The organism is Burkholderia sp. Ac-20344 (assembly GCF_017104975.1).
Taxonomy (GTDB): Bacteria; Pseudomonadota; Gammaproteobacteria; order Burkholderiales; family Burkholderiaceae; genus Burkholderia.
Genome location: NZ_JAAGPP010000091.1, coordinates 24821 through 36753 on the forward strand (window position 1 = coordinate 24821; position 11933 = coordinate 36753).

Below are 11933 nucleotides of genomic sequence, written 5' to 3' on the forward strand. Positions count from 1 at the left end.
AGATTCGACGCGTCCGGCACAATACAAAAGCTGCCACGAGGTGGCGACGTGCGTTGCCTGCGAATCAATGTTTGAGCGATAAATCCAATCGCGATTTCCAGGCCAATTCAATTATTTGACACAAAATTAGAGGTATGATTCTATTCGTCAAGCGGATTTGAATCATCCGACATTCAATCGCCCTCGCGAAAGGACATTGAAAATGACGTCCCTTCCGAGTGCCATCTGATTCATACAACAACAGTCGATTCCGACGAGGAACAAAGAGGCGACAGACGGCTGCTGCCCGGGCAAACCCTAGCCCTGCAGCACGGCCATGGTCCGCTATTTCTCGATACGCGGCCTGCGCCTCCGTTCGAGGGAAAATCGTCGTATAAATGGTTTGGAGAGCATATGATTAGTACGCCGAAAAAATTAGTTGCGATTGCTGTCGGGCTTCTCGCATCGGCTACCGCCTCAGCTGCAGATGCAAACGCACCGATCTTCGTATCAAACGCAACCCTCGACAAGCATGTGATTTATCAGGATTTTGCCTTCTATCAACCTTACGATGGAACGGCATACAAGACGCTTGCGCGGCAAGCGCCCGAGCTACGGAATCTCGGCATTACCGATGTATGGTTTGCGCCGCCGTATCGCCCATTGAACGACGGGCGATTCAGTGAAGGCTACGCGGTAATCGACCGTTACGATCTTGGCGAATTTCCACAGGGGCGCGGCAACGCCATCGCGACGAAATATGGGACCGGCGCTCAGCTTCGCGAGGCGATCGAAAGCATGCACCGGCAGCGCATCAATGCAATCGCCGACATCGTCCCGAACCAGATGTTCTTCTCGCAACGCGAAGTGGCAAGCGTGACAGCGGTCGACATTTTTGGAAATCCGACCAATCCGTCCGTCAGCAATGTGTTGTACCCCGGGTATTCGAAGGGCGGCGGGCTTGGTCAAAAGCAATACGGCTTGATCAAGCAATGGCAGGCGAAGTATGAAAACGGCACGTCGCCGCAGGCGCTCGGCGTCGATCGCATCATGGTCGACGGCGCCGGCGCGCCGTACCGCTACTACGGGCCAGGCGATGCGCGAAACCATCTGCCAGCATGGCTCGCCGCCACTGATGCGGCGCGCGTCGGCGCGCTGAACACGATCGACACCTATCTATCGGTCGACGGCGATTACGCGGCCCAAAGTGCGGCCACGGCCGTGCCGGTGTATCGGCCGTATTTGCTCTACTATGTTGATCCGCGCCGCGATGCGACAGTCCAGCCCTACCTTACTTACATGCGCGCACACGGCTTCCCGGGCAACAGCGATGATGCGGTGCGCCAGAGCATCATCAATGGCAATACCGATGCCGTGACAAAGGCGACCAACGATTACCTTGCGCTGCAGCCGGGCTATTCGGCATCATCGGAAGCGGGTGCGGCGGCATTCCGCTTCAACAAGCCGAATAACGGGGACGTTAACAAGAACGTCCTTCAGTACGAGTTTCTGCTCGGCACCGACATCGACAACAGCAACAACACCGTCCAATCCGAGACGCTTAACTGGCAACGTTTCCTGCTCGACAAGTATGGTTTTGACGGGTTCCGATTCGATGCAGCCGGCCACTACAACACGGACATCCTGAGGCAGTCGGCGCAATTGATGTCGGGGCGCTACGGCCACGACATGAACAATCACTTGAGCGTGATCGAGTCGTACGTCGATCCGCAGAGCGCGTTCGAGAACAGCAACGGGAACGGCCAGCTGGGCTACGACGGCACTCTTTATTACACGATGTACAACACGCTGGGACAGGCGAATCCGGGGGGGCCGCTCAGCGATATCTTCGCGAAATCGATCGTCGGGCAGGCGCGCTTTGGTGTCGGCACGGCCATTCCGAACTGGTCGTTCGTCACGAACCACGACCAGGAGCACAACGTGATCGAGAAGATCCCGGTGCCACCGACGCAGAAGGCCGGGTACACGCCGGACGCGGCGGTGCAGCTCGCACAAATGGCGGTCTACGACAACGACCGAAAGCAGGCCGTCAAGCAATACGCTCCATACAACGTGCCCTCCGCCTATGCCGTGCTTCTGACGAACAAGGACACGGTGCCTACGATCTTCTACGGCGACCTCTACGAGAGCGACAAGGCCTACGTGTCGACGAAGACGCCGTATTACGACGCGATCACGCGACTGCTCAAGATTCGCCAGAAATTCGTGGCGGGCGCGCAGGTGGTGACGTATTACAAGACGAACACATCGCCGTCCGTTGCCGGACAAGATCTATTCGCAAGTGTGCGCGTCGGAACGGATCGAGGAACAGGCGTGGCAACCGTGATCGGCAACAATCCGGCGACGGATGCAACGATTCGCGTCGATATGGGTCTGCAGCACGCCAACCAGACCTTCACCAACATGTTCGGACAGTGGCCCGAGCGCCTGCAGACCGATGGGCGCGGCGTGCTCACCGTGCACGTGACCGGATCTTCGACACCACAAGTGCGCGGCTATCTCGGGGTCTGGGTGCCAACCTCCGAGGGGGAAGGCTCGATGATGGGATACGCAAGCTGATAGACGTGGCTGAATGACGAGTACCGCGGCGCGGTCCTTCGATCGCGCCGCGGTGGCTCGAAACCATCAGGGTCACTACACGAGCCTGAGCCGGCCGAAATGAGCGGGGGTCTAGTGAAACACGTCGCAGCGACCGTGCTGGCTGTTGTGCGGTATCACCGATATCCTCACATCGGCAACAGCCGACGGAACTTGCGTCGCCTCGCCCGAGACATTGGATTCAGGCCGCATATATGGCCCGTCGCCAGGTGATGGAGGGCGACGTAGACATGTGCACGCAACGACTCGATCACTACGCTCAGGTCACCACCGTCTTTCATCGCTTGACCGATCTCGTCGATGATCACACTGAATACGGCTGTCAGCGACTGCGCGAGAATCTTGGCAACCGGCGCTGACAGCGCGCATTCGCTTTGCTCGACCAGCGGGAGCGCCGCGGCCAGGGTGTGTCGCTCGGCGATCTCCAAGCTGTCGGTGCTGCAGGATCAGATTTCTGCGCTGGGCGACGAACTGTCTCGGGCACCATCGACCGGATCCTGTGCATGAGCGATGCCGACCGGCGGTATTGTCGGGGCGACTCAATCTGCCGGGGTCCCCACCGGCCAGCACTGCAAGGTCTGCCTGGACCGAGGAGCATCGATGATCAACATTCACGAACCAGCGTACCCGGTACTCCCGGCGGAACTGGACGAGGCGGAATTGCAAACGGTCTACACGCCCAGCGCGGCGGAGATCCGGTTCGCCTTTGGTCAATTCCGTCAGGCGCCTACGCGCGTACTGATCCTCACGCAACTGAAATTGCTACAGCGGCTCGGGTACATGCCCGTGATCTCGGACGTGCCGCCGGCCATCATCGAACATGTTTGTGCCGTGCTCGGCGTTCGTTCGCTGCCACGCACGACCCTCGGGCGCTACGACCGATCAGGCAGCAAATCCCGGCACCAGAAAATCCTCCGTGAGTTCGTCCGGATTCTCCCCATCGACAGCAGCACACACGCATGGTTGGCCGATATCGCTGCATACACGGCCCGGACCAAGGCGGAATTGCCGGACATCGTCAACGTGATGCTGGAAGAGCTGGTTCGGCGCCGCTACGAACTACCGCCGCTAGCGATGCTCACCCGAATTGCCAGCCACGCCCGCAGCCAACTCCATGAATCGATTTATCGCGCCTTCGTCGACTCTCTCGATGATGATTTGAAGGCCCGTGTCGACGCGCTGTTTCTGGTCCGGCGCGGCCGAACACAGTGGGACGAACTCAAGCGCGAGCCGAAGCGGCCTGGTCCACGGGAGATCGCCAGTTTCCTCGAGCATATGCAGGCCGTGAACGCATTGGCGGACGGCCTGCCGCCCGTGCCGAGCACGCTCTCGGTTGCCAAGCGCATGCAGTTCGTCACCGAAGCACGCGCGCTCGACGTGCACGAAATGCGGGCGCTCAAGCCCGCCAAGCGCTACACGCTCGCGCTGTTGTTCATGCTCGCGCAACGCCAGAAAGCGCTCGATGACGTCGCCGAGATTTTCATAAAGACCGTGCGCAATCTCGAACATACCGCCAAGCTGCGGCTTCAGCAGTACCAGCTCGCGCATGCCGACCAGTTGCAGTCGCTTGTCAGCCAGTTTCGCGACGTCCTGAACGTGCTGCAGGACGACGAAACGCCCGCGGCCATGCGCATCGCGCAGATGCGTGCCGCATTGAACGACGATCCCGATGCCGTCCTGATTCGCTGCAACGAACATATCGCGCAAGCCGGCAATCATATCTTTCCGTTCCTGCTCGCGCCGTACAAGAACCTGCGGTCGTTGCTGTTCCAATGCGCAGAGCAACTGTCACTGAAACCAAGCTCGCAGGACGATGCATTGCTTCGGGCACTCGAGTGGATCAAGCAACTGCGTACGTCGCGACGTGTATATCTGTTGCTAAGCGACGGCGATCTCGCGCAATTGCCGCTCGACTGGCTCCCGGAGAAGTGGGAGCGATGCGTGTTGCCGAATGGCCGAGCGGCGCGTCTGCTGCACCGGAAGTACTTTGAGCTCTGCGTGTTCAGCCAGGTCATGCGGGAACTCAATTCCGGCGACATTTTTGTCGAAGGCAGCGATCAATATGACGATCCCCGCGAACACCAGGTGTCGTGGGACGAATTCCGCGAGGAATTGCCGCGCTACAGCGAGCTTGTGGACTTCCCAGTCGACAGCCATGCCTTCGTCCAGCAACTGAAGGACGAGCTCGGCGCGCTGGCCGACAAGGTAGAAGCAGGCTTCCCGGAAAACGACCACGTTGAGATCGGCGCGCAGGGCCTTATCCTCCATCGGCTCGAGAAGAAACCCGACCCGCCCAACCGAACCCTGATCGACCAAGCGGTAACCGCTTCAATGCGACCGGTCAGCATCCTCGATATCCTCACCGAAACCGAGCAATGGCTCGATTTGCACCGACTCTTCGGGCCGCTCTCGGGATTCGAGGCGAAGGTTGACGACCCGCGCAAACGCTTCATCACGACGCTTTTCTGCTATGGCTGTAATCTCGGGCCGACGCAAACGGCGCGTTCGGTCAAGAATCTGAGCCGCAAGCAGGTCGCGTGGCTGAACCTAAAGCACGTCACCGAGGAACGGCTCGACAAGGCGACCGTCAAGGTGGTCAACGCGTACAACCGGTTCGCATTGCCGAAATTCTGGGGTTCGGGCAAACGGGTGTCGGCCGACGGCACGAAGTGGAATCTGTACGAGCAGAACCTGCTGTCGGAATATCACATCCGCTACGGCGGCTATGGCGGGATCGGCTACTACCACGTGTCCGACATGTACATCGCGCTGTTCAGCCACTTCATCCCGTGCGGCGTGCACGAGGCGGTGTATATCCTCGACGGCCTGATCAAGAACGCCTCCGACGTACAGCCGGACACCGTGCATGGAGACACGCATGCGCAGAGCGCGCCGGTGTTCGCACTCGCGCATCTGCTCGGGATCAATCTTATGCCTCGGATCCGGGACATCAAGGAACTGGTGTTCTACAAGGCCGACCGGCGCCGGCGCTACAAGAACATCGAATCGCTGTTCCGGGCGAGCATCGATTGGGGGCTGATCGAGCGGCATTTCCCCGACATGCTGCGCGTCGCGGTCTCGATCAAGGCGGGACGGATGACACCGTCAACGATCCTGCGCCGCCTCGGTTCCGAGAGCGTCAAGAACAAGCTGTACTTTGCCTTTCGCGAACTCGGCCGTGTGATCCGCACGATGTTCCTGCTTCGCTACATCGACGATCCGGAAATGCGCCAGACCATTCACGCGGCGACGAACAAGAGCGAGCAGTTCAACGACTTTGCGAAGTGGCTGATGTTCGGCGGTGAAGTGATCGCCGAAAATATCCGGCACGAGCAGCGCAAGGTCATCAAATACAACCAGCTCGTCGCGAACATGGTGATTCTGTACAACGTGCAGTGGATGTCGCGCAAACTCAAGGCGCTGCAGGACAAGGGGCTGCCGATCGACGCCGAAGTATTGCAGGCTCTCTCGCCATATCGACGCGAGCACATCAACCGGCTCGGCTCCTATCTACTGGATCTCCAGCGGAGGGCATCACCTCTCGATCCAAGCATCGATTTTTCTTTTGAATCAGCGGCTTAAGGCCATTTTGGCGATAATTTCACGAATCCCGGCCGATCCTCTTTACGACAACGCCAAGACCATCGTTGTCGAGCGCGATGCGTATGGTGACGGTCAACACCGCTGGCACGCCGGGTTGCTCGACCTGGCCAAGCGGTACGGCTTCCTGCCCAGGCTGTGCCAACCGTACCGTGCGCAGACCAAGGGTAAGGTCGAGCGATTCCACCGCTATCTGCGCGGCAATTTCTATGTGCCGCTGGCCAGCCAGCTCAAGCAATCCGGCTTGATGCTCGACGCCGTGACTGCGAACGTCGAGGTGAGTAAATGGCTGCGCGACGTGGCCAATCAGCGCGTGCATCCGGTTACTGGGCTGGCACCCGCAATTCTGCTGGAGCAACGAGAACGGGCTTGCTTGCGCGATATGCCTGGCTACGCGGTGCCCCGATTGCCGGCTCGCGCCGTCGCTCGGCCGCGCGTTGACCCCGCAATGTCGATCCAGCACCCGTTGTCCGTCTACCAGCAATTGCTGACCGAGGTGCGCGCATGAACCTGCAGCAGGAACGCATCGACGGGCACTGCCAGAGCCTGAAGCTCGAGGGGCTCATGCAACGATACGTCGCTCTGGCGAGCGATGCAGCGGCCAAGCAATGGAGCTTCCTCGATTTCCTCGAGAATGCGCTCGCTCACGAACGAGAGACGAGGCAAGTTCGTTCGCGGCAAACACTGGTGCGCATGGCCGGGTTCCCCGCCATCAAGACGCTCGATGACTACGACTACAGTTTCGCCGTCGGGGCGCCGCGCAAGACGATCGATGAGCTTGCCACCCTGCGCTTCATCGAGCGAGGCGAGAACGCTGTGCTGCTTGGTCCGTCAGGCGTGGGCAAGACCCACCTCGCGATCGCCATCGGATACGCCGCAACGCAGGCCGGCATCAAGACGAAGTTCATTACGGCGGCGGATCTGATGTTGCAGCTCGAGGCCGCACGCCGACAGGAGCGATACGACGCCGTACTTCGGCACAACATTCTCGGCCCGAGGTTGCTCATCGTCGACGAGATCGGCTATCTGCCGCTCTCGGGGGATCAGGCTAGCCACTTCTTCCAGATCGTCGCCAAGCGCTACGAGCGCGGGTCGATGATCCTGACCAGCAACCTTCCGTTTGCGCAGTGGGACGAAACCTTCGGCGGCAACACCACACTGACTGCCGCGATGCTCGACCGCATCCTGCACCACGCCCACATCATCCAGATCAAAGGAGACAGCTACAGACTGAAACAGCAACGCCAAGCCGGCCACGTTTCGTCATCGAAGAGGTAACGACTGGCTCAGTTTTACTTTGCGCGATCAGGCGCGAAGTGGCTCAAATTTCAAATGCGTTTGACAGGCTTGCTGCGGCGTGTCGAGCAGTTCCATCGCAGCGACCGTGTCCGCCTGCTGATGCCGGACGTGGTGCAACGCGAACTGCTGGCGCACCTGGCGCGCGATGCGACTGAGGCGAGGAGGGAGCCGGCCGCGTGTTCACCGCTTCATGCAACACCCCCCCAGATCCGGGTAGACGGGTTGTATCGCCATGCTGTAATGGGATGTAATGGATTTGCTGTGTACGGCGGGATATTTATATCGGGCGCGATATTTCACGTGTCGCGCCCAAAACCAAAGTCACAGGAGAAACAAGATGGTTGCGCGCTTAAATAGGTCTTGTGCGAAGGACGGTGTGATTGCCTATCAGGACAGCGAAAGCCTGGAAACATTTCATTATTTTCCCACTCGCATCGATCCGGTCAGCGGAGAGACGATCCGAAACTATGAGGTGAAATATTACGGGATCAACGCTAAACCGTATTTCATTGACGTCGGGAATCGCAACTATCAGAGCGTTGTCGGGGCGGTAGTCAGCGGGCAAGGTGTTGCCGACGTCACCAAAAAACAGCGCGACGCGATTGTGGCCGAGGCAAAACGGAAATACAAAGTCAAAAATGTTTCCCTGGTGCCGCTGGTGCTCGAAGATGTGACTGTCCAGCCCATCATCGCGACGGATGTCGTTGAAATCGGGGGGCGCAGCAGCATCACTTTCCCGGAGCATTTCCAGGTCGGCACGCAGTTCGGCTTTAACGTCTCCTCAGGCAATAGCCTGTTTGCCGAGCTGGTAGGGCTGCAAGGCTCGGACGAACAGAAAAGCAACCCCGATATCGGCGTCAATTTCTACGGCACGTGCGAACTGCTTGCCGACCCGTGGGTCGCCGAACTCACGGCAGACCTGTCCCAAGTCTGGGAATACACGCGCAGTCAATTCGGAGCGAGTGCCCGGATCGGATGGCTGAACATCGGCAGTGCCAGCTTCGACAAGATCACGCAGGACATGCAAAAGAAGGGGATCGTCAAGATCAAATACATTCAGGGTGGTGGTGGCAAGGAGTTCGGCTGGCAGCTGCTGGAATCCACCAAGACCTTATTCGAAGCCATCAACCAGCAGGCGGCTGCCGGAGAAGGTTTGTTCAAGTTCGAACCGAATCCGACGCCTCAGGAGCCACCGTCGCCTTCGTCAGACGGGTTGGGCGCCGGCCTGTTGCCCTACTCCGTCAGCATCAACATGTCGTTTGCCTCCAATACGTTCAAGCAGTCGATCGAATTCAAGAACCGGGTGGAGTTCGAAGGGCGGCTACCCGTTGCCTTCAACGGCAATATGGCGTTGGCACTTCCGTGCACCGCGTCGACGCAATCACACTTCTACGATCTGCAATTGAAGGCCGCGGGTTGCATCACTAAGACCAAGTCCGATGGGCTGCAAAGCCGGATCCGCAAGGAAGTCGCGGCAAAGGACAAGAAGGTGCTCGAATACCTGAAGAAGGTGGAGGACGGCACGTGGACGGTTCAGCAATTCTCGGAGATGCTGGAGCTTCTAAACACGATCAACCTGACCGAAAGCAAGAAGAACCTCGACCCCGCAAGCACGGAGGTCTTGAGCGAGGAAGAGGCGCTGCACCTGTTGGCACAGCGGGAACAGGAACTCGTTGCATCCTGGTCGACGCCGCTCGAGTCGCGTTCGCATATCGTCCACGCGGTATTCCCGCCGGATACCCGCACGCGGGTGTCCAACACCCGAATCTCGCCGTGGAACGGCGTCGGCATGCTGGAAATTCTGTTTCCCGACGGGCAGACGTATCTCGGAACCGCGACGCTTGTGGACGACACCCATGTTGCGACTTCTGCCCACAATCTGTTCGATTCCGCTTGCGGCGGCCGCGCGGCAGCGATCCGGTTCTACCCGGCCAACAACGGCAGCGCAGATCACCCGTATGGCCGTTTCACCGCCAACAAGGTCTACTATCCGGCGGCCTTCGAGCAGAATGAACTGGACGACAGCCTGGATTACGGGATCATCAGGTTGGCCACGGCAGTGCCCGACGACTTGACCAGGTACACGCTGAAAGTTGCCGCCGACAGGGTTTTGCAGACGACACCCGTCCGGATCGCAGGCTATCCGAGCGACAAGCAACCGGCGAAAACGATGTGGACTGCCACCGGGTCACTGACCGATGTCACGCCGACACTCCTGGGCTACAGGATTTCCACCGCGCAGGGGCAAAGCGGTTCCGCGATCGTCGCCCAGGATGACGCCGGCCAGTGGTGCATCTACGGCATTCATGTCGGTAGCCGTGCGGCCGCCAACATCGGCTGTCGAATCAACGAGACGGTCAGGGCCAACATGGTTGGCTGGATCGAGGGCCGGACGGCCGATGATTTTGCCACCATCGCCGACGAGTGGGATGCGGAGCCGGAATTGGCCTGAGTCCGGGTGCTTGCGAAGCAATGCGCTGTGCCAGTCTTGCCGCCCGGCGCCGGTTGCGCGCCGAGCGGCATTTCAATCCACATTATAAATTGAGGGCGATCATGTCTTCTGATCCGACAGTTACGCACGACAAGGATGGCATTTCCGATGCAAAGGCCAAACCTCCTGCCTATGCGGTCTTGTACGACAAGGTCGGCACATTTCTTATCGCCACGAAACGCACTAAAGCGTACTATTATTTAAGCGAAAATGGAGAAACGGTCAATTACAACGGAATTGATTTGACCCAGAAAAAAGGCGGCGGATTGAATGCGCTGCCTGGCGGCAGAAACGACGAAAACGACACGGAAAAATGCGCCAGACGCGAATTCCTGGAGGAGACCGGTATCAACTTGCCGCCGAGTGCCGTGTCTACCAGGACAATAATACGGTCTTTCGAAGGCAACTCATACTCCGCCGCATACTTTCTTGCAGATGTCGGGGACGTGGCGAGCACGTACAGTACGATATCGTCTTATTCCTTTCCAAACTCGAACAAGATCGTTGCCCAAATAATCAAGGAAAAATATACGAAGCGAGCCCAGGTCATGGATTACGTCAATAGGGAGAATATTTCCCCGTGGCCGATGGACAATGAACTCGATGCGGTTGCTTGCTGGAATATCAAAAATGAAAATCAGTGGAAGACGATCCAAAAGTGGAAGGGAAATCAAGCAATAGGCTGGTATTACGAAATACTCAAATATATGCGCGTCGACATCTTCGACTTGAGTGCGTAGGCGCGTTACCTTGCGCGTTTTGCCGGGCACCCGGTCGTAGAGCAAAACAATTCCGTCACTCCGGAATCCTCGTGGATCAAGGCCTCTGGCCCGCGAATTGACGACTTTACTGGCGGTCCCAGCAAAATAAAGTCGTCAACTCGCCTGCGCGCGCATTAAATTTGTTAATTCGCGTAGTGGATCAAGCGTTCCAGCGGTAACGTCCTGATTTTTAGCTCGATTCCCAGCGCGCCGCATGGCCGGTGGACGCGATGAGTTCAGACGGACTCTCTTTGCCTCAGGCGCAAGCACCTATAGTAGAAAAGTGGTGTCGCGGGACATTCGGGCCGACGGCGTCCGACTCCTCTCGGCCAGAAGCTGTCGCTCGCTTCGTCACAGCCAGTGGCTGGTCAAGGCTGATTGCGGACATCCGAGTTCGCTTCTCCAAAGGACTACTTGCCTTCCAAGCGGTCGTTCACCGGGTCAGAAGGCGTGCTGGGTCAAGCGTGGCGACGTCCAGTGGATCGCAGCCGGCTGCCAACTCGAAGCTGGGCAAGGCCAGTTCGCCATCCCCCCTCGAGCGCGCCCGCGGTCGGCGCACGGCGATGCACCGGCCGTCCAGCACGATCTGGCTGGCGGTGCTGCCGCTGCGCGCAGCACGCCGCCCGGCATCCGGCACGCCCTTGGGGCCGCACAGCGCGACACGGTCAGCCTTCATAAAGGCTGACAGCACCTGCTGGCCCGCATCGATGCACAGGCCCCAGAAAGGAGTGGCGCACGTTGCGCAGAACGCCCTGCACAGGAAACCAGGCAACGAGATCTGCACTTGAGCAGCTGGCAGCGACCGCAGCGCGGGTTTCATGCGAGACTTCATCTCCGTGGTCCCCTTCTTTGCTCGCTAGGCCCCTGGATGCTCTCATCTAGGCGAAAGGAACCGCTACCTTCGCCTCACGCGTTCAACAGACTGAGGGACATCGCCCAACAGGGCAGAAGTGGTAGATTGGTCAGAAGAAGCCCACGGGTAATGCGCTCAAGCTCCTACATTTGGTGAGGAAGCGCGGCATCGAGGTAGTGGCTTGTCCGCGTCTAGGAGTAACTAAGAGGCCAGTTCAAAAAGGCTGCTCGATACGCCTGAAGATGTTCCAACAGACAAGCGAGCAACCGAGTTTCAGGAATGCTTCGTGAATGTCGGCACGTCGCTCGAAGCGAGTGCGTAGGCGACGAAA

At 58.8% G+C, this 11933-nt stretch carries 7 protein-coding genes and 2 pseudogenes; 6 read left to right on the top strand and 3 right to left on the bottom strand.

Going from position 1 to position 11933, the window contains the following annotated elements:
- Positions 1-393 precede the first annotated feature (393 nt).
- The gene (locus G3N64_RS24890) at positions 394-2559 is read left to right on the top strand and encodes a glycoside hydrolase family 70 protein (RefSeq protein WP_205786286.1); all 2166 of its coding nucleotides are present in this window, start codon (positions 394-396) and stop codon (positions 2557-2559) included.
- A 167-nt stretch (positions 2560-2726) separates the two neighbouring features.
- Here the strand turns inward: G3N64_RS24890 and G3N64_RS24895 are convergent, their stop codons facing one another.
- Positions 2727-3026, bottom strand: a complete 300-nt coding sequence (locus G3N64_RS24895; RefSeq protein WP_205786287.1) for a hypothetical protein — start codon at positions 3024-3026, stop codon at positions 2727-2729.
- A 172-nt stretch (positions 3027-3198) separates the two neighbouring features.
- On the opposite strand from G3N64_RS24895, the gene G3N64_RS24900 reads away from it, so the two are divergent.
- The 5 genes and pseudogenes from G3N64_RS24900 to G3N64_RS24920 all read left to right on the top strand — a co-directional run bounded on the left by G3N64_RS24900 (position 3199) and on the right by G3N64_RS24920 (position 10728).
- Complete coding sequence (locus tag G3N64_RS24900) at positions 3199-6180, top strand: Tn3 family transposase (RefSeq protein WP_205786288.1); 2982 nt, start codon at positions 3199-3201, stop codon at positions 6178-6180.
- 40 nt (positions 6181-6220) lie between these two features.
- Positions 6221-6706: pseudogene (gene istA, locus G3N64_RS24905) on the top strand (IS21-like element ISBcen13 family transposase); the annotation flags it as partial.
- Positions 6703-7476, top strand: a complete 774-nt coding sequence (istB, locus tag G3N64_RS24910) for an IS21-like element ISBcen13 family helper ATPase IstB (RefSeq protein WP_124616384.1) — start codon at positions 6703-6705, stop codon at positions 7474-7476. The pseudogene istA and the gene istB, both read left to right, overlap by 4 nt.
- A gap of 358 nt (positions 7477-7834) precedes the next feature.
- On the top strand, positions 7835-9949 hold the full coding sequence (locus tag G3N64_RS24915) for a trypsin-like peptidase domain-containing protein (RefSeq protein ID WP_205786289.1): 2115 nt from the start codon (positions 7835-7837) through the stop codon (positions 9947-9949).
- A 101-nt stretch (positions 9950-10050) separates the two neighbouring features.
- A complete protein-coding gene (locus tag G3N64_RS24920) occupies positions 10051-10728 on the top strand; it encodes an NUDIX hydrolase (protein WP_205786290.1) in 678 nt (225 codons plus the stop codon).
- A 454-nt stretch (positions 10729-11182) separates the two neighbouring features.
- Here G3N64_RS24920 and G3N64_RS24925 read toward each other — a convergent pair whose 3' ends face one another.
- Both G3N64_RS24925 and G3N64_RS24930 read right to left on the bottom strand, forming a co-directional pair.
- Positions 11183-11569 carry a hypothetical protein gene (locus G3N64_RS24925; RefSeq protein WP_205786291.1) on the bottom strand — a complete coding sequence of 129 codons (387 nt, stop codon included), beginning with the start codon at positions 11567-11569 and terminating at the stop codon, positions 11183-11185.
- Positions 11570-11816: 247 nt separating this feature from the next.
- Positions 11817-11933: pseudogene (locus G3N64_RS24930) on the bottom strand (IS5/IS1182 family transposase); the annotation flags it as partial.